Raw genomic sequence first — 22872 nt, 5'->3', positions numbered from 1 at the left:
ACATGGAGACTCATATATGAAAACTGGTGATCAAGGTCTTGTAAGAAAAATTAATAAGTCCATCGTATTAAATAAAATTCAGACAGAAAGTCCGGTCTCCCGGGCTCAAATTTCAAAAATTACCGGCTTAAACAAAGCTACTGTTTCCAGTCTGGTGAGTGAACTGATGGAAGAGCATTTTGCCGGGGAAATAGGCGTGGGCCTTTCAAGCGGTGGACGCAGGCCGACAATGCTGTTCTTTAATAAGAGTGCAGGCTATTCCATCGGGGTGGACCTTGGTGTTAATTACATTCTTGCCGTTATAACAGATCTGCAGGGCAATATTATTAATAAACAAAAGCTTGAAATTGAGGAGACCGAACCTGAAATTATTTTCCCAAAAGTAAAAAATCTGATCAGGGCGCTGCAGCAGAAAGCACCCGAGAGCCCGTACGGTATCATCGGTATTGGTCTCGGGGTGCCAGGCATGATTGACAATCAGGGTTTGATTTTATTTGCCCCGAATCTTAATTGGCACAGGGTTGATTTAAAAGATTATCTGGAAAAAGAATTCCGGCTCCCTGTGACGATTGAAAATGAAGCAAAGGCCGGGGCTCATGGGGAAAAAATATACGGTGCAGGGCAGAATATGTCTCATTTGATTTATTTAAGCATAGGTGTGGGGATTGGAGCAGGCCTTATTATTAACGATAAGCTGCACAAAGGATCGACAGGTATTTCCGGGGAAATAGGGCATGTTTCGATTGATTCCCATGGAAAGAAATGCTCCTGCGGGAACAGGGGGTGCTGGGAAATGTACAGCTCCGAGGCAGCGTTAATGAATAAAGTAAGACCCATTTTCCCGCCCGACACCAGAATCAGCCTGGAGAGGCTTATTGAAATGGCTATGGAAAATCACCCCAGGGTGCTGAATGCCTTCGATCAAATAGGTGAATATATTGGCATTGTACTTACCAATATAGTAAATACTTTTAACCCGGAGCAAATCATTATCGGAAACCGGTTTGCTGTATTAGAACCATGGCTGCGTAATCCGATTCAGCGTGTGCTTCAGCAGCGTCTGCTGCCGTATTACCATGATTCGTTTGAATTGAAATTCTCCGAACACGGTATGCTGTCATGTGCGCTCGGCTGTGCTGCATTTTCAATTGAACAGTTTTTCTCGGAAAACAGGGTTACAGTAGTATAAGAAAAAAAGAGACGGTGCAAAAGGAGCAGATACGATGGCTAATGAATACCATGTGGCGAAAAATGGATCAGATGATAATAGGGGCACAAGGGAAAACCCATTCCTGACCATTAACCAGGCAGCTGATGTCGCGACAGCAGGTGATACCGTGATTGTGCATGAAGGAGAGTACCGGGAATGGGTGAAGCCCAAACATGCAGGACTAAGCAAATCGAGAAGAATCACGTATAAAGCAGCTGACGGGGAGAGGGTGGTCATCAAGGGGTCGGAGCAGATAACAGATTGGGAGCAGGTAGAAGGCACGGTCTGGAAAACGACACTGCCAAACGATTTCTTCGGGAAATATAATCCCTACAAAGAAAAAATCTTTGGAGACTGGGTGAAATATAATCCCGGCAGGCACCTGGGTGATGTGTATATAAACGGAAAGTCGCTTTACGAGGCGGAAGATATTCAGGAAGTGCACAGTCCAACGGTGCAAACGGAGATCGTGGATCATTGGACGGAACAAACCGTTTCCGTCGAAGACCCGGAGCAGACGGAGTATGTATGGTTTGCAGAAGTGGATCAGCATACAACGACGATATATATTAATTGTCACGACATGGATCCCGCGCAGGAGCTTGTGGAAATAAATGTACGCAAATGCTGCTTTTATCCTGAAGAAACGGGTGTTGATTATATTACCGTCAGCGGGTTTGAAATGGCTCAGGCGGCTACCCCGTGGACACCGCCTACAGCTGATCAGCCGGGGCTTGTGGGACCGCACTGGAGCAAAGGCTGGATTATTGAAAACAATATCATCCATGATTCCAAATGCAGTGCGATCAGTATAGGAAAAGAGGCTTCCACCGGACAGAATTACAGTACGACACGAAAGGATAAATCCGGGTATCAGTACCAGGTGGAATCAATCTTTCAGGCCCAGCAGTCCGGCTGGACGAAGGAAAAAGTCGGCTCTCATATTATCCGCCACAATATAATTTACGACTGCGGACAAAACGCTGTTGTGGGGCACCTGGGGTGCGTGTTCAGTGAAATATATAACAATCATATTTATAACATAGGTATAAAGCGTGAGTTCTTCGGGCATGAAATTGCAGGAATTAAGCTGCATGCTGCGATTGATGTGCAAATTTATCACAATCGTATTCATGGCTGCTCCCTCGGCATTTGGCTGGACTGGCAAACCCAGGGAACCAGAGTCAGCAGTAATTTATTTTACCGGAATAACCGCGACTTGTTTGTGGAGGTAAGCAGCGGTCCTTATGTAGTCGATCACAATATCCTAACTGCGGATTACGCTTTGGACAACCACGCTCAGGGTGGGGCTTACGTTAATAATTTGATACGTGGCGAAATGGTGCATAAGAAAATGCTGGACCGCGCGACTCCATACCACGTTCCGCATAGTACAGAAATGGCTGGTTTTGCTGTAACCTACGGCGGAGACGACCGCTACTTTAATAATCTATTTATAGGGGATAAAGGTCTTAAAGGCGCAGGAACGAATCATTATAATGGATATACGGCGTCGCTCGAGGAATATATTGATACAGTAAACGATTTCTCTGCAGATCATAAAGCATTCAATAACGTGGAGCAGCCGGTGTATATTAATAACAATGCTTATTTAAACGGAGCAGAGCCCTTTGAAAGAGAGGAGCAGAAATTAACGGCAGATCATTTTGACCCCAAATTAGAGATTATTGAAAAAGGCAGCGAGGTGTATCTTTACTGTGAACTTCCGGAGGATTTTGAACAGATGCCTGGGAACATTCAATCAACGGAGACCTTGCATAGAACCCGTATTGTTGATGCCGATTTCGAGAACCCGGATGGCAGTGAGTTAATATTAAACGAGGATTACTATGGTAATAAGAAAAATGAAAAAGAAGCAGTGGGCCCAATTAATGATCTGAAGCCAGGAGAAAACTACGTTAAAGTGTGGGGCTGACTGAGTAAAGACGAAAGGCTATAGCATTCATGACATCTTAAACGAATCATGGACGTGTTGTATGTTTATAGTGTTTCCGGTAGTTCCATTGGCTGAGGATGCTTAAAGCGATGGTAACTATAGTTAAAACGGCAATATTTGAAGCTGAACGATATAAATCGAAAAATAAATACAAAATAGTATTTGTGAGTAAAAAGAGAAAAACCATAAGTATATTAATGACCCAAAATTTCTTTTTCATCATATTCCACCCAGCTCGAACCGGCTTCTGAAATTCAGGAGCCGGTTTGTTTGTGTCTTTTTTGGAAATAGGCAATAGCTTCGCGGCGGTTGCGGACACCGATTTTCCTGTATATGGCGGTCAGGTAATTTTTGACGGTGCCAAGCGTTAAAAACAGCGTATCCGCGATCTCCTGGTTGGAGTAGCCGGCGAGCAGCAGATCCATGATCCGCCGGTCCTGCAGGGACAATTCGGTTGTATGCTCGGTTTCCTGAAAATGCGGGGCACCGTCCTTCCGGTTGCGGGCAGCGAGCTGGTCGCTCAGCGTCTCCGATACCGATGTCGGAAGCACCATCTGGCCGTGGGCCACCTGGCGCACGCAGCGGACGAGCTCCTCGCTTTCCCAGTCCTTCAGGAGAAATCCCTTCGCCCCGTTGGCAAGCGCCTGAATGACGTTTTCAGCGTCCACGTAGGAGCTGAGCATAATAAACTTCGTCTGCGGCGATGTCAGCTGAAAATCCGGGAGCCATTCGATGCCGTTATTGCCTTCTAAGTAAACATCAAGCATCACTACGTCCGGAAGCTCGTTCGTAAGCATCATTTCTGCTTCCGCACCGTTTCTCGCAATACCGACCACTTCCAAATCCTCTTCAAGCTCCATGATCATCGCCAGTCCGTCCCGGACAATAGCATGATCATCGACAATCCCTATCCGCACGGTTTCCATCTGCAGATCCTCCTTCTTATACTTATCCTGAGATTTATGCGTATAAATAGTCAGTTCCGTATTACGACGGGGTGTAAGGGCTTCGGTCCTTGACCGGCAGGCGCAGCTCGAGCGCCATGCCGTTTCTGTCTTCCGCAATTGCTTCGAAGCGCAGAAGGCCGCCGAGTTCTTCCGCCCGGGCAGAAAGCCCGCGCAGGCCGAAGCCGTAGCTTACGTTTTTCGTGACAGTGCGTCCGTTGTCTTCAAGTCGGGCAATCAGTTGGCCGGGCACCTTCGTGGACAGTGTATACGAAAAGAACGTGCATCCGCCGTGGCGGAGGCCGTTGGTGAGCCCCTCCTGGAGCATCCGGTACAAAAGCATTTCCTGCTCCGCCCGGAGCAGGGGCAGCGGCTCATCAAACTGCCACTCAATCCGTACATCCGATGTATCGCGTGTGGAAACGAGAAGCCCCTCAAGTGCAGCCGAAAGGTCGATGAAGCCGTCGGTATGCGCCATGGAATGAGCCGTTTTCCGGATTTCTTTCATCGTTTCCTGCACCTGGTGCTTGGACGTCTGCAGCTGGGTACGGGCTTTTTCGACTTCGCCTTTTTCGAGCAGCCGTTTGGCTGTTTCAAGCGCCATCATGGAGGTGGTTAAATAATGACCGGCGCTGTCATGAATGTCCCGGGAGAGCTTCAGCCGCTCCTGCATGATGGATTTGTCCTCCATCTCCCGGTGATACAGGCGGAGCCGGTCATAGGCCCGCTGCAGCTCATTGCGCTGCTCGGTAGAGCGTTTGGCCAAATAGCTGAATCCCCAGAACAGGACGTATTCGATAAAGCGTGGAAGCACAAAGGCGATACCGGCAGTCGCCGGAAACTCTTCGTGAAAGGCTGTAGCACTAACAAACCCCGCGTAGCAGAAAAGCATAAACGGAAAGCTGAAGCGCCTCGGCGCCCGGTACCCGAGCTCGGCAATCAGGACGAAAAAGAGCGTCTGCGGCACAAATCCCCCGGCAATCACCTGGACTGTCCAGGCAATGACGAACTGGAGGCTGATGACCATTACCGAGGAAAAGCGGGCAAGCGGTATGGATAAAATTACGAGCCGGGTCACCTGGATAATACCAAATACCCAGCAGAGGCCTGCGGCAAGCCACCGCTCGTCCGGCGACTCCATGTATACGAACAGTCCGGCTGCGATGATGGCTATAAATTGGATCGTATACATGAAGATTCGCTGGCGGCGGTTCATTCAGGTCCACTCCCTTTCGCCAGGGTAATCCCGCGCGGGGTCCCATCTTCCTAGAAAAGGTCATATGACTATTAACATTTGTGTGATTATTAATGACTAGGTAATTACTATTAATAATTATACTGGACTATTAATATAAAAGAAACGGCAACAGGCAAAATATTCTAAAAAATATCAAATAGGACATTTGCCTTACTTGAGAGGAAAGAGGTGAGTACATGATTGAGATGCATGCCCATATTCTTCCCGGCTTTGACCACGGACCAAACACGATGAACGAAAGCCTGGAAATGGCCAGGCAGGCAGCAGCGGCCGGTGTCAGCATTATTTACGCAACGCCGAGGTACCGGTATCCGTCGTACGATTTTGATGCCATTTTCGTTACGGAGGCGGTGAAATTTCTGAATTTTCAGCTCCTGAAAGCCCGGATTCCGGTCCGCGTCCGCTCGGGTCAGGAAGTCACCCTGTATGACGGAATGGAAACCGATTTGGAAAGAAAAAGGATTCTGCCACTGGAGCATACCAATTATGTACTCGTTCATATGAATGAAACCCACAGCTTTTTGTACGTCCGGCAGATGCTCAGAAAACTGTACAATCGCGGGTTTATTCCCATTCTTTCATCGCCGGAGCGGCTGCGGATGTTTCAGAAAAGGCATGGGGGCCTTGAGACGCTCGTGAATGAAGGAGCAGCCGTTCAGATCAGCGCCGGAGCGCTGCTGGGCCGCGACGGAAGAGGCGACAGGCGCTGGGCAAAATATTTTTTAAAAAAGCGGCTCGTGCACTTTGTGGCCTCGAACGCGTGCAGTGCTTATGACCAGCCGTTCTGCCTGGATCAGGCATACTGGCAGTTTGTCCGAATGCAGCGGCTGGGGGAGTGGGAGCGAATGCAGAAAAATACGCACCTGCTGCTGAACGGGGGGAGGATCACACCGCCGGCGCTTACGTTATAAAACCGCCGGAAACGCACATAATCTGTATTGACGAGGGGACTGAAGGGGGAGATGGTTTTGCACCAATTAGTAACATCCAAAACAAGACTGCGACTCGTAATGAAATTTTATCTGACAGAGGAAGAAACGTATCTGCGTGAGCTCGTGCGCGAATGCAAGGAGTCAACAAATGCTATCCGTCTCGAGCTGCGCCGGCTGTATGACATGAATTTAATTACCGACCGCTGGGTCAAAAACCGCCGCTACTACAAAATCAATAAAAATTACTACCTGCACGGGCAGATGGAATCGCTCATCAAGCAGTACTTATACTGGGATGAGCTGCACGAGCAGCTGAAGGGCATCGACTGGAAAACCATCTATATTACGCCCGATCCGAAAAGGAGCTCCCCGGTGGAATATGTGATTGAAGTGGAGGAAAACTCTCCGCACTGGGGCAAGCAGTTCTACCTCGGGGAAGGGACGACGGTGACATTCGCGACGACTTCGATGCTGAATCATATTGAGCAGGTACTGATCAGCGTAGGCAGACAAAAAGAAAAAGTATCTTAAAAGGAGGAAGCCGGGTTGGATAAACAGGCGAAGATTTACGTAACCAATCATCAGGAGCGGGCAGGCAGCGCCATTTATCACTACCTATTAAAGCAGGGGTACGAAAACGTGGTCGTGCAAAGCGGCATCGACACGGGCATGGAGAGTATCCGGGCCGTCAATACGTTTTTTGCAGAGGAAAATATTGAATATGTGTTCATGACCGACGGCTATGAATACGCAGAATCAAATACAAAAGTGGGACTGCAGGCGAGGCGCTGGCAGCAGGCGAACGTTCTTGAAGCCTCCGCCCGCTACAACGTGAAAAAGCTGCTGTACGTCGGTGATATTCACGTGTACCCGAAATACACCCCGCAGCCGCTGAAGGAAACATTTCTGCAGCGGGGCATCATTGACGAGGTATACGCTGAGCAGACGCAGGTGACCAGGGAAGGCATCGCGCTCTGCCGGGCCTACAACCGGGCGTCCCACACGAATTTTCACATTGCGGTGGCTCCGCGGATGTACGCGGTGGAGGATATGAACAGGCGGTCCAGCATGGTGGCCGATGCGATGCAGCGGTGCATCCAGGCCCGGGACCAGTGGCAGGCGAAGGTGGAGATTCCGGAAAAGGAACCCGCCTTCCAGGAGCTTATCTACGGCGAAGATCTGGCGTCCGGCTGTGTGTTTGTGATGAACCATTACAACGAAAAGGGTCCGGTCAATATCGGCACGGAGCGCGAGGTCAGCGCGAAGGAGCTCGTTATGCTGATCAAGCGGATTACCGGCTACAGGGGGGCTGTGTTTTTTACAGGCTCTGGCTCCGGGGGATTACGGAGAAAAACGCTTGATACGTCAAAAATCAACCGGTACGGCTGGTATCCGGAGGTATCGATTGCCAAGGGGCTACAGGCTCTGTATCAATGGGAAACAGAGAGGGACCGCGCCGGCCGGGCGTAAAGGCGATCCCCGCAAGTAACGAATCGAAACAAATACCTGGGGGAACGCCGTATGATCGATATACACACGCACATACTGCCCGGCCTTGATCATGGGCCGAAAACAGTAAAGGAAAGCACTGCCATTGCCAAAGAAGCGGCCGCCAACAATATTCAGACGGTCTTTGCGACCCCGCACTACCGGCCGGGCGTCTATGACAACGACGGCCTGGCGGTCAAAGAAGCCGTGCTTGATTTTAATATGCAGCTCCGGGCCGAAAGTATTCCACTGCACGTAAAAAGCGGCCACGAAATTACGCTGTATAAGGAGATGGTAGATGACCTTTTATCCGGGCAGCTGCTGCCGCTCGAGGATACCAACTACGTCCTCGTGGAAATGCAGACAGGCGACACCTTCATGCAAATCAAAGCGCTGTTTCACTCGATGCAGCTCGAGGGCTATATTCCGATCATGACACATCCGGAGCGGCTGCAGAGCAGCGAAGAAACGGATGAACCGCTTTATTATTTTGTATCCCACGGGGCGCTCGCTCAGGTAAGCGCCGAGGCGGTGGCTGGGAGACAGGGGTGGAAAAGACAACGGTTCGCCCTGAAGCTCCTGCGGAAAAACCTGGCTCATTTCATCGCCTCCCAGGCAGACAGCGTTCCTTTTCGCCTGAAGCCTGCCTACGAGCAGACAGCAGCAGTTCTCGGCCTGAAAAAGGCCCGGGAGCTGCAGGAAAATACGAAGCGTCTTCTCGTCGGTTCACCGGCGTTTGTCGACCCGCCCAGGCCACTGCACAAGAAGCGTGCTTTTTTTAAACGAATGTAAGGAAATTCTGTCCAAAATTTCAGGAAACAAGGAGGAATGCAGATGCGATTAGTCCTGTTATCCGGAGGTTCGGGAAAACGGCTGTGGCCATTGTCCAACGACACGAGATCCAAACAGTTTTTAAAGGTGCTAGACGGGCCGGGCGGCGAAAAGGAGTCGATGGTCCAGCGGGTGTGGAGACAGCTGGAAGCATGCGGTCTGGCTTCCTCGGCGGTGATTGCCACTTCAGAATCACAGAAGGACCTGATTAAACGCCAGCTCGGGGAAAACGTTCCGCTCGTCATGGAGCCGGAGCGCCGGGATACATTCGCCGCCGTAGCACTTGCAGCGAGCTACCTGTTTTCTGTGGAAAAAGCGTTTCCGGAGGAAGTAATTGTAATGCTGCCGGTAGACGCATTCGTAGACACTACTTTTTTTGAAAATTTTGAACTTTTGGAGCAGCTGATTCATGAAGGCTCGAGCGATATGGCCCTGATGGGAGTCCAGCCCATCTACCCATCCACCAAATACGGGTATATCGTTCCGGACGGGTGGAACGAAGACACCAAAGCCTTTACCGTCAAAGCCTTCACGGAAAAGCCGGACGAAGCAACGGCAAAGCAGCTCATCGACAGACAGGCGCTGTGGAACTGCGGCGTATTCGGCTTTACGATGGGGTACCTGCTCCGGATTCTGGAGGAGGAAAAGCTGCCGTTTGAGTACGAGCTGCTTAAAAGCCAGTACCACACGATCCCTGAGATCAGCTTTGACTACCGGGTCGTGGAGAAGGCGGAAAAGATCACCGTTTTAAAATATGAAGGTGACTGGAAGGACCTTGGCACCTGGAACACACTCACCGAGGAGATGGCGTCCAACCAGACCGGGAAAGGCATTATTTCCAAAAGCTCGGTTAACACACACCTCGTCAACGAGCTCGATATCCCGGTCGCGGTTATCGATGCGAGCAACATGGTGATTGTGTCGAGTCCCGACGGCATCATCGTCGCCAACAAGGAGTCGAGCTCGCAGATTAAAGAGCTTATCAAGGACTTCCGCTACCCGCAGATGTACGAGGAGCGGCTGTGGGGCTGGTCACGGGTGCTCGACTACGCCAAGTACCCGGACGGCCAGATGATGATTACAAAGCGAATTCTGCTGGAGTCGGGAAAAAACTCCACGCTTCACTACCATCACAACCGCGATGAAGTATGGACGGTCGTGCGCGGAGAAGGGGAGATTGCGGTCGACAATCATATGTACCGCATCAAAGCGGGGGATGTCGTCCACCTGCCGGCTGGCACAAAGCACGCGCTCCGGGCTACCATTGATCTTGAAATCGTGGAGGTCCAGACCGGCATTGACATCAGCGATGAAGACACAGTCCGGATTCATGACACATGGGAGGACGTGCTCCGCGCCCACAACGGCTCCGCTGCCAAATTCATTAAATAACTTTTTTCAAAAATATTCGGTCATGTCTCCTGCACCGGTATCACATGGAGGCACTCGGCAGTGCTAAGGGCTCCAAAGAGCCTTAGACGTTGATCGTCAACAGCGCTGCGTGAGGAGAGGTTCAATGCCTCCAGATTAACTGCGGCAGCTGCGCATACAACGCTGCTGCAGATGAAAAGACAGACCATTGGCATTCCGACTTCAGTCATCTGTTTTGAATAGATGCAGGTATTACAAAACGCCAAAATCTTACAGGAAAAGAGGATCACCAGTGGAAAAACATGCGTGTATATATGTAGCCGGGCACCGGGGGCTTGCAGGCTCTGCAATTGTGCGGAAGCTGCAGGAGGAAGGCTATACGAACCTGGTGTACCGGACGAGCAGCGAGCTCGACTTGCGAAACCGAAATGATGTAGACGCTTTTTTTCAGTCCTCTTCGATAGATTACGTGTTTTTAGCAGCCGCGAAGGTTGGCGGCATTACTGCCAACAACGATTATCCGGCAGATTTTATCCGCGATAACCTGTATATTCAGACGAATGTTATCGATGCAGCCTATCAGTACAACGTGAAAAAGCTGTTGTTTTTAGGCAGTACGTGCATTTATCCAAAACATGCCCAGCAGCCGATTAAAGAGGACGCTCTCCTGACCGGCGCGCTTGAGCCAACGAATGAACCGTACGCTATCGCTAAAATTGCCGGCCTGAAAATGTGCGAATCCTACAACCGCCAGTACGGCACCCGCTTTATCGCCGCGATGCCGACGAACCTGTACGGGAAAAACGACAATTTCGACCTGGAAACGTCGCACGTGCTGCCGGCACTGATGCGCAAATGCCACGAAGCGAAAATCAATGGCGATCCCACCGTTGAAATCTGGGGAACGGGCGAGCCGCGCCGGGAGTTTCTGTACGCGGACGACCTCGCCGATGCGTGCGTCTTTCTGATGAATGAGTACGACGGCACCGGCATGGTGAATATCGGCACCGGACGCGACATCCCGATCCGGGAGCTTGCCGAAACGCTCAAGCTCGTCACTGGCTTCGAGGGAGATTTTACGTTTAACACAACAAAGCCCGACGGCACGTTCCGGAAACGCACCGACGTCACCCGTATGAACAGCCTCGGCTGGGAGGCGAAAACTTCGCTTTCCGAAGGGCTGCAAACAACGTACGACTGGTACACCGGCCAGGCGGCACTACCAAATAAAGGAGCTGCTTCTCTATGACAAAATCAGCACTGATTACCGGCGTGACCGGCCAGGACGGCTCATATCTGGCGGAATTTCTGCTGGAAAAAGGCTACGCGGTTTACGGCCTCCGGCGCCGGACGAGCACACCGAACTTTGAAAACATTGAACACGTAAGAGACAGAATTGAATGGATCGACGGCGACCTGACCGATTTGTCCTCTCTCATCAGCGCCGTGCAGCAGGCGCAGCCGGACGAGGTGTACAACCTGGCGGCCCAGTCATTTGTGGCAACATCCTGGCCACAGCCGATTGCGACAAGTCAGATTACTGCCGTTGGGGTAGTGAACATGCTGGAAGCGGTACGTATTGCCAAGCCGGACGCCCGTTTTTACCAGGCATCCAGCTCCGAAATGTTCGGCAAGGTGCTTGAGACGCCGCAGACGGAGACGACCCCGTTCTGGCCGCGCAGCCCTTACGGTGTCGCCAAAACGTACGGTCACTGGATTACCGTCAACTACCGGGAAAGCTTTGATATGTTCGCGTGCGCCGGTATTTTATTCAACCACGAATCGCCGCGGCGCGGTATGGAATTTGTCACCCGGAAGGTGACCGACGCCGCTGCCCGTATCAAGCTCGGGCTGCAGAGTGAGCTTCGGATGGGCAACCTCGATGCCAAACGCGACTGGGGCTACGCCGGCGACTATGTGAAGGCGATGTGGCTCATGCTGCAGAGCGACGAGCCCGATGATTACGTGATATCCACCGGGGAGACGCATACGGTGGAGGAGCTGGTGGAGATTGCGTTCGAGTATGTCGGCCTCGACTGGCGCGACTACGTCGTGACCGACCCGAAATTTGTACGGCCGGCGGAGGTGGACCTTCTGCTCGGCGATTGCACGAAGGCGAAGGAAAAGCTCGGCTGGGAGCTTGAGGTCGGATTCCGGGAGCTGGTGGAAATGATGGTGGAGAGCGATTTGAACCATTATGGAAGTCACCAAAACGTACGGCCAATCTATCGTGAAACTTCTTAAGAAGGTGCTTGCCGGAAACATTTCCGGCAAAGCCTTCTATACCGTTCTGGACCAGGCGGCGCTGAGCGGCGTGAACTTTACGATCGGTCTCGCCTTTGTGTATTTCAGCTCTCCGGAAAGTTACGGATTTTATACGATGTTTATGGGCGTGTTTTTTTTATTTCTAAGCGTACAAAATGCGCTGATTAATACACCGATGATTGTGCTTTCTCCGAAGCTTGAAGAGGAGGACGCCGTGCTGCTCCGGCGCAGCCTGTTTGCGGTGCTGCTGCTGTTTTTAGTTATCGTATTTCTTTCGATGATGGTGATCACCTTTTTCAGCGGAGTCACAGGTATCGACAGAGCATCCCTCTGGGTGCTGCCGCTCGCGATCTGTCTGTTGCTTCTTCGGGAATATTTCCGCACCGAGGAGTACGCGCAGCTGCTTCCCCAGAAAGCGCTCAAACGGGATAGCGTCTATGCTGTGGCAGCACTCGTAGCGATCGGCGCGGCTGTGTATACCGATATTGTGTACGTATCGCTCATGTTTTTGATCACCGGTGTCGCATCACTGCTCGTTTCAGTTAAAAAAATGTACCAGTTTACGGCGCATCTGCCGCCGAAGCAGGTGATCCGGAAGAAATTCCGTGACACGTGGAAGCTGTCGCAGTGGAGCCTGTTCGGGGCAACGAGCAGCTGGCTGCAGGGAAACGCCTACCTGCTGCTGCTCTTTCTGATGCTGGGTGTTACCGAAGTCGCCTATATTGCGGCGGCCAAGCTGCTTATGACGCCGATTGTGCTCATTATTTCGAGCTGGAGCAACGTGATGCGTCCGCTTCTCAGCAAGGCGATGGTGCGCGAACGGCCGGGTCGGGCCGAGACGCTAATGTATCAGGGGATGGGAGCTTCGGTCGCTATTCTGCTCGTGTATACGCTCGTTTTGATGGCCGCTCTTTCCGTCGTGCCCTCCGGAGCGTTTCCGGAAGCGTACCAGGGCATTCAGGAGTATGTGCTTTTATGGATGCTCGTGTTTTTGTTTCAGCTTGTGCGAGTCAACTACTCCAATTATTTTCAGTCGGCACTGTTTTTTAAAATGCTCGCCAAATCAGGTATGGCTGTTGCCGTCATTACGGTGGGCATGACCGCTGTGACTGTGCAGGCGTTCGGGGAAGCGGGAGCGCTCGTCGGGCTTATGCTTAGTGAGCTGCTGTTCAGCATTATTCTGGTGCTGAAGATGAAAGCAGACATTCCCGTCGCAGAAAAGAGGGAGGAATAAATGAAGCTTGCGGTATGTATTATTACGTATCAACGTCCGGAAGGATTACAGGCGCTTTTGGAAGGCATTGCCGCACAGAAATGGGAGCAGCACCACCCCGAATTAAAAGTAGTCGTTGTTGATAACGACGCCGAAGGCAGCGCAGCTGCAACGCTTCCACTCAACTACCCGTACCCGCTCATCTACGAGGTAGAACCGAAAAGGGGGATACCGGCAGCTCGAAACACGTCGCTCCGGCTGGCCGGGGACACGGATTTTGTCGTGTTTGTGGATGATGACGAAACGCCGGCGCCCGACTGGCTCGAGCAGCTGCTTGTCGCCCGTTACATGTACGACGCAGACGTGGTGGAAGGCAAGGTCGTGAGCGTGTTTGAACAGCAGGCGCCCGATTGGGTGATCCGTGGCGGCTTTTTTAGCGGCCTGGAGCGGCGTACCGGGGATCCGATCCGGCGGGCGGCAACCAACAACCTGCTGATGCGGAAAAGCATTTTCGACCGCTACCGGTTTAACGAAGCGCTCGCGCTTACCGGCGGCTCCGACACGTTTTTATTCACCGAGCTGGAGCGGGAGGCGTATACGATGATCTGCGCGGAGGAGGCGGTCGTCTACGATCTGATTCCAACCACGCGCACAACGAGGCAGTGGGTGCTGCAGCGGGCCTACCGCTCCGGCAACACGCTTGCCCTCTGCACCGGGGCAAAAGCGAATGCACGAAGGGCAAAAGCTAGCCGGGCCATCGTGGGGAGCGGCCGAATCATCCAGGGGCTTCTCCTGTACGTACCGGCCGCTTTCCGCTGGGAGCACGAGCGGGTCAAGGCCCTGCAGTACGTGTATATGGGCGCCGGAAACCTGGCCGGCCTGCTTGGAGTCAAGTATTTAGAGTACCAGAAAACCCATGGCAGATAAGTGAGGTACGCCGATGTTTACGAAATACGTTCTCATATGTGTGCAAATTATCGCGCTTCTGCTGCTGATTAACGGCAGCCCCGCTCTCGCGGTGGCGTCCAATCTGCTGATCATCGTTCATTTTATTTACCACCTGCGAAGGTTCAAGGCCGTCATGCTCTTAGTGGTATTTATGAGCACGTACTATATGAACTTCGCCTACGTGTACTACGGTGGGTACAAAACGACGTACTACGACGATTACTTTTATCCGATGTATTATGATAAAACGCTTCTGATCATGTCGCTGTTTCTGCTCGTGCTTTATTTGTTTACCCGGAAGCCGGCGGCTCCGGTCTATATCGCTGACCGGCTGGAGCGGAAGTCCAACTGGGTATTGTATCTCGTGAGCCTTGCCGCGATTACGGTCATAATTGTGCTCGGGAAATCGGGTGAAAACATTCTGGAGTCCGGCGGGTACGGGATGAATTCACAGGCAACCTTCGGGAGTCTCGCGATTTCGGAGTACGTGGTGCTGTTTATAATACTCGGCTACTACTACTCGAAAAACATTCCTTACGCGAATGCCCTGCTGCTCGGGCTTTCGTTTTTGTATATCGCAAAAATGATTCTGTTTGGCGGCCGGATCGAAGCGCTCCAGGTCGGAATGCTGCTGTTTATTCTATTCTGGGAAAAACGGCTTTCGCCCGTGATGATGCTTGCCGGCGGCGGTCTCATCTATTACGTGTTTATGGTGTTCGGCCGCATCCGGACGAATATTTCGTTTTATCTGCAGAACCCGGGAAGCATTAACTTCGGCCTCAGCAGCTACTCGGAGGGCAGCTACATGCCGAGCAATGCCGGCGAAGTACTGTACAACTCCACTCTGTTTTCGGGGCTGCTGCAGGACGGCCTGCTTGGTGCCGGTGACCGGATGGCCGCAGCTGCAGCGTTTGTGATGCGGATCTTTCTTCCGACGAGCCGCATTCCGTTTGAACAGGCAGAGCTGAGCAATTACCTGTCGGAAATATCGCCGGCCGGGGGCGGCGGATTTATCGCCAGCTACTTTTTTTACTTTTTCGGCTTTGGCGGAATCGTCGCGATTGCGGCAGTGATCGCAGTGATCCTGAACAGACTGGCGAATGCCCGCCACCCGCTGTTTATTTTCGTCGGCATCATCATTCTCACCACATTCCCCCGCTGGCTCGCGTATGACCCGATTACCATGTTTAAAATGTCGTTTTATATGATCATTACCGCCGTCCTGTATTTCTTCGTTCACGAGCTTATGGCTGAAAAGCCGCTCCGAAAGCGGCCGTTTCTGGTAAACCCCAAGGAGGTGAGAGCATATGCGCACGAAAGCGGCGCTCGTCGGCCAGTTTCCCCCGCCGGTACACGGTTTGTCAAAGGCTCTCTTCAAGATAGCCGACGCAAAAGAGCTTCAGGCTGATTACGATATGCAGACAATCAACCTTACTAATAACAAGCGTATTTTTTCGACGATACGAAAGCTTGCCACTTCCAATTGCGATTTTTTTTACTTCACGATTTCCCATTCGAAGGGCGGCAATGCCCGGGACCTGCTGCTGCTTGCGATCATGCTGGGGAAAAGGCGCCCGGTGATTATTCACTATCACGGCGGCTACTTTAAACAGCTGCTCGGCGAGATGAATCCGCTGCAGCGGAAGCTGAACGAACAGCTGCTTCCCAAAGCGAGCTGCGTGGTCGTGCTGAGCGAGAGCTTAAAAGCGCTCTTTCAGCCGATTATCCCAAATGAAAAGCTTGTCATCTGCGAAAACTTTGTGGAAAAGGAAGCACTGCTCACCGAGGAGGAGCTGGAGACAAAAATAGAGACGATGAACGGCAAGCACGTGCTGTTTTTAAGTAACTTCATTGCATCCAAGGGCTACCTGGACGTACTGAAGGCGGCGAGTCTTTCAAAGGATCACCCGGAAATGACATTTCATTTTGCGGGTGCTTTTTTTGATCCGAAGGAAGAAAAGCGGTTCAAGGCGATGGTTGAAGAGCACGAGTTAACCAACGTCGTGTTTCACGGCGTAGTTGGCGGTGAAGCCAAAAAAGAGCTGCTGCGCACGTGCAATGTGTTTATACTTCCCACCTACTACCCGAATGAAGGCCAGCCGATTTCGGTCATCGAAGCGATGGCGAACGGGCTCTCGGTCGTTACGACAAAGCATGCTGGCATTCCGGATATTGTTAAAGAAGAAAACGGCTATTTTGTCCCCAAGCAGGCGCCGCACGCCATTGCCCGGCTGCTCCAGGACATCAGCATCCGTGATCTTCAGAAAACAGCCCGGGTCAACCGGACGTATGCCCTGCACTCGTTTAAAGAAACAGACTATACCGATCGGATTCACAAAATATTTCAGAGGGCCGTCCCGGAAGCAGCGCCGCCGGAAGCAGCCGAATCTTCAGCAAAGGAGAAGCTTGGATGAAAAAACTGGTGTTTGTGATCAACTACTTTTACCCCGACCTTGCTTCCACCGGCCAGCTGATGACCGAGCTGTGCGAGGAGCTGGCTGAAGACTTCACGATTACCGTTATCGCTGCGCAGCCCGGATACGCAGGAGCCTCTGCGCAGGGGCCTTCAGGGGTCGATTATCACGGTCCGATTAAAGTGGTTCGCGTGCCGCTCCCCCGGGTTAATAAAAATTCGAAGGCGAGCCGGGCCAAATACGTGGCGCTCTACTTCCTGCGTGCTCTGCGAGCGCTGCAGCGGGAAAAAGATGTAGATCTTGTGTACACGATCTCGCAGCCGCCGGTGGTCGGCGGCCTGCTCGGCACGATCGGGAAAGTCATCAAGCGGGCGAAGCACGTATACAATATTCAGGATTTTAACCCCGAACAGGCTGAAGCGGCCGGCTACGTGAAAAACCAGACGGTGCTCCGGCTGGCGAAGGCTGTCGATACCGTTAACTGTGCCTTTGCTGATCATGTGGTCGTTGTTGGTGAAGACATGCGCGCAACGCTCCGCCGCCGTTTTGGTAAACGGAAGACGCCGATGCACAGCGTAATCAACAACTGGACGAACGAAAAAGAAATTGTCCCACTCGACAAAACGCACCCGGCGGTCCAGAAGTTTCTGCACACACACGGCCTGGAGAACAAATTTATCGTCATGTATTCCGGCAACCTCGGCCTGTATTATGACCTGGAAAACCTCATCCGGCTCACCGAAAAATTTCATCGTTACCCGGATATGATGTTCGTATTTATCGGCGAAGGGGCGAAAAAAGTAGAAATGCAGGAATTTGTAAACAAGCATCATCTCACCAACGTAATTTTTCTGCCATATCAGCCGTTCGAATTCATCAAATATTCGTTAAACGCAGCGGACGTGCATTTAATCGTGAATCAGAAAGGGATTAAGGGCGTGTCGGTGCCAAGCAAAATCTACGGCGTCATGGCTGCCGGAAAACCGGTGATCGGGGTGCTTGAAGCTGGCAGCGAAGCGGAAAAGCTGCTGCGGATGAGCAATTCCGGTTTGGTGGCAGAGCCGAGTGATTACGAAGCGGTGGAAGAAGCGATCGCAGCCTTATATCACATGGACGCCGAAGACCGGAGAGTGATGGGGCTAGCCGGACGGTCATATCTGGACCAGCAATTAACGAAGGAGGCATCAATCGGAAAGTACCGCACGCTGTTTGAGGATCTGACGCGCGAGAAGCAGGCAGCCGTGATGCCGGGGACAAAGGCAAAGCCTTCATAAAAATCCAACCGGAAGGGGAATATGCTGATGGAAACAAAACGACAGGCCGATGGCATTGTGAAGGAAGTCCACCCGTCTCTGGAGCCTATACAGACGAAGCGGTATTACGGGGTAACGAAGCGCCTGGCCGATCTTGTATTGGCCGCTGCCGGAATTATCCTGCTCGGCTGGCTGTTTGCGTTAACTGCGCTGCTGATTAAGCTCGAAGATCCGAAAGGCCCGGTATTTTTTAAACAGACCCGCTGCGGAAAAGATGGCACGCCGTTTACGATGTATAAGTTCCGCTCAATGGCGACAGACGCTGAAGCACGGTGGGAAGCGCTGCAGGATCAAAACGAAGTAAGCGGCCTGATGTTTAAGATGGCCGAGGACCCTCGCGTTACCAAAGTCGGCCGGTGGATCCGAAAAACGAGCATCGACGAGCTTCCCCAGCTGTGGAACGTGGTCAAAGGCGACATGAGTCTGGTCGGCCCGCGTCCGCCGCTTCCGCGGGAGGTCAAATACTACAGCGAGTATCATATGCAGCGACTGAATGTAAAACCGGGATGCAGCGGTCTCTGGCAGGCGACCGCCCGTAACAGTGTCGGATTTGAAGAGATGGTGCAGCTCGATCTCCTGTACATTCAAACGCGCAGCACGGTGCTTGATATGAAAATTATCGTCTGGACCTGCCTGAACATGGTATTAAAAAGAAACGCAAGCTGAAGCGGGAGACTCATAGAAAGGAGCAGCCAGATGGAAATTGCCTTTGTTACGAATTTGCGTGCACCGTACCGGACGCTGCAGTGGAACGAATTTGCCCGTATTCCGGATACCGAAATCACGGTGTATTACACTGACCGGCCAAGTAAAAACCGGGCCTGGAAGATGACTGCGGCTGAAGGGTACAAGGAAATTGATCTTCCCGGCGTTCAGCTCGGCAAAGCGGGAAGGATGAACGCCGGACTGCACCATATTGTGAGCACCCATGATCTGATAGTGATCGGCGGGTATGAAAAGCCAACCTATATTGCGCTCAGTCTCCTGTGCCGGATGTACCGGAAGCCGTACGTGCTTTTGTATGACGGGATCAGCATCCCAAGGCTGCAGGAGGAGCCCGGCGGCTACAAGCATAAGCTGAAAGCACTCGTGGTCGAGCATTCCGCTGCCATTTTTGGGAACGGGGAGGCGAGCCGACGCTACTTTGCCGACGTGTTCGGCTATCCGGAAGCACGTATCTACAACCAGTACCTCTCAGTGGATGGCGTTTCGATTCAGGAACTCGCTCATCATCGCGATTACTACCGTGAAAAGCTGCGAAACAAATACGGCCTCACGCCGGATGAGCAGGTGCTCGTGTATTCCGGCCGCCTGATCGCGATTAAAAATATGTCAAAGGTGATCGAAGCGGTTGGCGCAATGGAAAATCCGGTGACTGTGTTCGTTATCGGGGGCGGCGGACAGGAGGAGGAGCTGCAAAAGCAGGCCCGGCAAGCCGGAGTAAAGCTTATTATTACCGGATTTCTGTCCCGGCAGGAGGATGTGTTCCAGCATTATATGCTTGGGGATACGTTTATCCTTCCCTCCCTCATAGAGCCGTGGGGGCTGGTTGTTAACGAAGCGCTGGCCGCGGGTCTGCCGGTTATAGTGTCAGAAAACTGCGGATGCGCGCCCGATCTCGTGAAGGAGGGCGTGAACGGTTACACCGTCCATCCCGATGACAGCAGGCAAATAGCCAGGGCGATAGAAAGGACTTTCGCGGAGCTGGAACGCAAAAGAGCTGCCGAAGAAGCCCGGCGGCTGACGGAGCAATGGAGCTTTACCGGGTCACGGGCATCCTTCACAGAGCTGCTTGAATACGTACGTAAAACGCATCTCACTCCAGGTCAGACGCCCAGGAGGGTCGTATGGAAAAAACCATGAGCGCAGCAAAGGTGTTGAGTGTCCTGAAAAAATACGCTCTGGCAATCGCAGCCTTCGCTATCATCGGGGGTGCGGTTGGAGCAGCGTACACGTATCTGCTCATGACCCCGGTGTATGAAGCCCGGGCGCAGATTCTTGTGAATCAGGAGCCGGAGGAGAACGCAGCACCCGGTACCGGGCTGGAAGCGAACCTGGCTTATATAAACACGTACAACGTTATTATTATGAGCGCGCCGATTCTCGAGCAGGTAATCCAGGAGGCCGGCCTGAATCAAACTGTGGAAGAGCTGCAGTCACAGATTACCGTAGCGGGAGAAAATGAGTCGCAGGTGGCCTCGATTACGGTGGAGGACACGGACGCGAAAACGGCGGTCACGACGGCCAATACGACAGCCCGGGTGTTTGAGCGTGAAGTGCCAAATATTATGAGCGTGGACAATGTCAGCGTGCTGGCACCAGCCAAATTAGCCGAGGCGGAAGAACCGGTATCGCCGCAGCCGCTTTTTAATATAGCGCTTGCTCTCTTGATCGGCGCGATGATCGGTATCGGATTTGCGTTTGTACGCGAATACTTTGACCGGTCGATTAAAGAGGAAAAGGATATTGAAAACGAACTGGGCCTTCCGGTTCTCGGTATTATCACTTTTATTGCCGATCAAAAACAGGACAGGTCCGAAGAGGTGATTGAATTAGAAGAAATCACGCAATCAGAAGGTAAAGGTGTGACGGTTTCCAAACAAAAGACTTCATAAAGAAATAGTTCTACAAGGGGAAAAAGTGTTGCGTAGTGCGACCACGCAACGCTTTTTTCTGCATGCAGAAAAAAACATAACAAAAGGGATTTTTGAAATTACTTTTCAAATGACCTTCAGAATCTTGTGAAAACAGCCGATGGATTAAATAGGAACAAAATCGTGTGTAGGCTTAATGAATAGAAATAAAAATAGATATGAAGAAATTATCGCCGTCGGAGGAGGAAAATCGTTGCTGCATCAATTAGTTACATCCAAAACAAGATTACGGTTACTCGTAAAGTTTTTTTTATACGAGGAGGAAACGTATTTGCGAAGAATTGTCCGAGAGTTCAACGATTCAGCCAATGCGATACGTGTGGAACTAAAGCGGCTGAGCGACATGGAGCTGATCATCGGGCGCCCGGTGCAGAACCGGCGTTATTACCAGGTGAATAAAGAGCATTACATGTACGAGGACATGAACCGGCTCATCCGTAATTACGTGCAGTGGGATCAAATGCAGGAGCTGCTCGCAGAAACCGAGTGGCAAAACTTATATATGGCCTCGGAAGAACAGCCGCCGCACGGGCTGGAATATATCGTCGAAGTAAAAGAAGAGTCATTGGACGCGGGTAAGCAGGTGCTGCTTGGGGAGAATATGAAAGCTATCTTCGTGACTCCAAATACGATACGTGCGATGGAGCAGACGCTGATTATGGTCCACCGTTTTGGTCTCAGGAAAGCTAACGTTAAGCCGCAGCCTTCATAAGTTTTTTCGCTTAAAGGAATACATAGAAATAGAATATAAAAAGCAGCCTGCTGACAATCGTCGGCAGGCTGCTTTATTGTGTTTAATGGTTGGATTTATTTTTCGAAGCGGCTTCCACAGAGAAATACTCCGGATAATAGTTTTTATACCAGTCCACGAATTTTCCGATACCCTCATCAAGAGAGGTTACCGGCTTGAACCCGACGGCCTTCTGCAGGCTGTCAATGTTGGCGTACGTCGCCTGCACGTCTCCGGGCTGCATCGGCAGGTATTCCTTCCGGGCTTCCACGCCCAGGTGCTTTTCGAGGGTTTCGATAAATTCCATCAGAGCGACTGGCTGGTTGTTGCCGATGTTGTGTACGCGGTAGGGAGCGTAGCTCGTCGACGGATCAGGATCCTCGGCGTCCCACTCTGGGTCACCGCTCGGAGCTGCCGGAACCAAACGCACAATGCCCTCCACAATGTCATCAATATACGTAAAGTCCCGCATCATGTCACCGTTGTTGTACACCTGGATCGGTTACCCGTTCACGATTTTATTGGCAAATTTGAAATAGGCCATGTCCGGGCGTCCGAACGTTCCGTACACCGTAAAGAACCGGAGGCCGGTGGTTGGGAAGTCATACAGGTGACTGTACGTGTGTGCGAGCAGTTCGTTCGACTTCTTCGTCGCCGTATACAGTCTGACCGGGTGATTCACCCCGTCCTCCGGAGAGAACGGCATTTTTTTGTTCGCCCCGTACACCGAGCTGGAAGAAGCATAAATCAGATGCTCTACCTGATGGTGCCGGCACATTTCCAGAATGTTCGAAAAGCCGACAATGTTGGATTGAATGTATTTATCCGGGCGCTCCAGGCTGTACCGGACACCCGCCTGTGCGGCTAGATTGATAACGGCCGTGATCGTATATGTATGAAAAATATCCTGAAGTGCAGCAGCGTCAGCCAGGTCTATTTCATAAAAGTGAAATTCGTCGTGTTTTTCCAGCCGCTCCGGTCTGCTATACTTTAAGTTCACGTCATAGTAATCGTTATTGTTATCAACCCCGACGACTTCATAGCCTTCTTCCAACAGACGTTTGGCTGTATGCATACCTACAAAGCCATTACTTCCTGTCACTAAAATCATACTGCGTACCCCATTAATATTTAATATTTTTATTATGTTAATTGTTAACCCATTTAAGAAAACATATCGATCATATAACAAATAAATTCTTTTGCGAAATGGACAAAGGAAAATTATGTTATTTATTATGAAGTTAGCGCAAGATTAAAGAAGCGCTACGAAGTTATATTTTAGTAGTTTTTTCCTAAAAAATCCAGTTTAGCTGTTGAAATTATTGCCAATCAAGAGGAAAA

At 51.4% G+C, this 22872-nt stretch carries 20 protein-coding genes and 1 pseudogene; 18 read left to right on the top strand and 3 right to left on the bottom strand.

What is annotated here, in order from left to right; translation table 11 throughout:
* The first annotated feature begins 16 nt into the window (after window positions 1–16).
* Entirely contained in the window at window positions 17–1189 is a 1173-nt protein-coding gene (locus tag ACTRXI_RS06485; RefSeq protein WP_474261658.1) for an ROK family protein, read from the top strand.
* Between the two features lie 34 nt (window positions 1190–1223).
* On the top strand, window positions 1224–3146 hold the full coding sequence (locus ACTRXI_RS06480; RefSeq protein ID WP_474261657.1) for a right-handed parallel beta-helix repeat-containing protein: 1923 nt from the start codon (window positions 1224–1226) through the stop codon (window positions 3144–3146).
* 275 nt (window positions 3147–3421) lie between these two features.
* Here the strand turns inward: ACTRXI_RS06480 and ACTRXI_RS06475 are convergent, their stop codons facing one another.
* Entirely contained in the window at window positions 3422–4093 is a 672-nt protein-coding gene (locus tag ACTRXI_RS06475) for a response regulator (RefSeq protein WP_474261656.1), read from the bottom strand.
* 61 nt (window positions 4094–4154) lie between these two features.
* Window positions 4155–5327, bottom strand: a complete 1173-nt coding sequence (locus ACTRXI_RS06470; protein ID WP_474261655.1) for a sensor histidine kinase — start codon at window positions 5325–5327, stop codon at window positions 4155–4157.
* Between the two features lie 218 nt (window positions 5328–5545).
* Here ACTRXI_RS06470 and ACTRXI_RS06465 point away from each other — a divergent pair, with 218 nt between their 5' ends.
* The 16 genes from ACTRXI_RS06465 (at window position 5546) to ACTRXI_RS06390 (ending at window position 21510) form a co-directional block, all read left to right on the top strand.
* Window positions 5546–6280, top strand: coding sequence for a tyrosine-protein phosphatase (locus ACTRXI_RS06465; RefSeq protein ID WP_474261654.1), 735 nt, complete (start codon window positions 5546–5548; stop codon window positions 6278–6280).
* A 57-nt stretch (window positions 6281–6337) separates the two neighbouring features.
* Complete coding sequence (locus tag ACTRXI_RS06460) at window positions 6338–6832, top strand: winged helix-turn-helix domain-containing protein (RefSeq protein WP_474261653.1); 495 nt, start codon at window positions 6338–6340, stop codon at window positions 6830–6832.
* 15 nt (window positions 6833–6847) lie between these two features.
* On the top strand, window positions 6848–7771 hold the full coding sequence (locus tag ACTRXI_RS06455) for an NAD-dependent epimerase/dehydratase family protein (protein ID WP_474261652.1): 924 nt from the start codon (window positions 6848–6850) through the stop codon (window positions 7769–7771).
* Between the two features lie 51 nt (window positions 7772–7822).
* Window positions 7823–8581, top strand: a complete 759-nt coding sequence (locus ACTRXI_RS06450) for a tyrosine-protein phosphatase (protein WP_474261651.1) — start codon at window positions 7823–7825, stop codon at window positions 8579–8581.
* A 42-nt stretch (window positions 8582–8623) separates the two neighbouring features.
* A complete protein-coding gene (locus ACTRXI_RS06445; RefSeq protein WP_474261649.1) occupies window positions 8624–10012 on the top strand; it encodes a sugar phosphate nucleotidyltransferase in 1389 nt (462 codons plus the stop codon).
* Between the two features lie 271 nt (window positions 10013–10283).
* Window positions 10284–11240: a GDP-L-fucose synthase family protein gene (locus ACTRXI_RS06440; RefSeq protein ID WP_474261648.1), complete on the top strand. Its 957-nt coding sequence runs from the start codon at window positions 10284–10286 to the stop codon at window positions 11238–11240.
* Entirely contained in the window at window positions 11237–12235 is a 999-nt protein-coding gene (gmd, locus tag ACTRXI_RS06435) for a GDP-mannose 4,6-dehydratase (RefSeq protein ID WP_474261647.1), read from the top strand. Before ACTRXI_RS06440 ends, gmd begins: the two co-directional genes overlap by 4 nt.
* Window positions 12189–13490 carry a lipopolysaccharide biosynthesis protein gene (locus ACTRXI_RS06430; RefSeq protein WP_474261646.1) on the top strand — a complete coding sequence of 434 codons (1302 nt, stop codon included), beginning with the start codon at window positions 12189–12191 and terminating at the stop codon, window positions 13488–13490. The genes gmd and ACTRXI_RS06430 overlap by 47 nt, the downstream gene beginning before the upstream one ends.
* Window positions 13491–14396 carry a glycosyltransferase family 2 protein gene (locus ACTRXI_RS06425; protein ID WP_474261644.1) on the top strand — a complete coding sequence of 302 codons (906 nt, stop codon included), beginning with the start codon at window positions 13491–13493 and terminating at the stop codon, window positions 14394–14396.
* Between the two features lie 13 nt (window positions 14397–14409).
* Window positions 14410–15825, top strand: coding sequence for a hypothetical protein (locus tag ACTRXI_RS06420; protein WP_474261642.1), 1416 nt, complete (start codon window positions 14410–14412; stop codon window positions 15823–15825).
* Window positions 15725–16831, top strand: coding sequence for a glycosyltransferase family 4 protein (locus tag ACTRXI_RS06415; protein WP_474261640.1), 1107 nt, complete (start codon window positions 15725–15727; stop codon window positions 16829–16831). Before ACTRXI_RS06420 ends, ACTRXI_RS06415 begins: the two co-directional genes overlap by 101 nt.
* Window positions 16828–18105 (top strand): glycosyltransferase family 4 protein, encoded by a 1278-nt coding sequence (locus ACTRXI_RS06410; protein ID WP_474261638.1) that lies wholly within the window; start codon window positions 16828–16830, stop codon window positions 18103–18105. Before ACTRXI_RS06415 ends, ACTRXI_RS06410 begins: the two co-directional genes overlap by 4 nt.
* A gap of 27 nt (window positions 18106–18132) precedes the next feature.
* Entirely contained in the window at window positions 18133–18810 is a 678-nt protein-coding gene (locus tag ACTRXI_RS06405; protein ID WP_474261636.1) for a sugar transferase, read from the top strand.
* A gap of 30 nt (window positions 18811–18840) precedes the next feature.
* Window positions 18841–20007, top strand: a complete 1167-nt coding sequence (locus tag ACTRXI_RS06400; protein ID WP_474261634.1) for a glycosyltransferase family 4 protein — start codon at window positions 18841–18843, stop codon at window positions 20005–20007.
* Entirely contained in the window at window positions 19992–20759 is a 768-nt protein-coding gene (locus ACTRXI_RS06395) for a YveK family protein (protein ID WP_474261632.1), read from the top strand. The genes ACTRXI_RS06400 and ACTRXI_RS06395 overlap by 16 nt, the downstream gene beginning before the upstream one ends.
* 310 nt (window positions 20760–21069) lie before the next feature.
* Entirely contained in the window at window positions 21070–21510 is a 441-nt protein-coding gene (locus tag ACTRXI_RS06390) for a hypothetical protein (RefSeq protein ID WP_474261631.1), read from the top strand.
* A gap of 82 nt (window positions 21511–21592) precedes the next feature.
* Here ACTRXI_RS06390 and ACTRXI_RS06385 read toward each other — a convergent pair.
* Window positions 21593–22639 (bottom strand): annotated as a pseudogene (locus tag ACTRXI_RS06385) (NAD-dependent epimerase).
* Between the last annotated feature and the right edge of the window lie 233 nt (window positions 22640–22872).

It is taken from the genome of Marinococcus sp. LNHM4E3-1 (genome assembly GCF_056034405.1).
The sequence above is the reverse complement of the archived record's forward strand: the minus strand, read 5'-3'. Positions and strand labels throughout refer to the sequence as shown.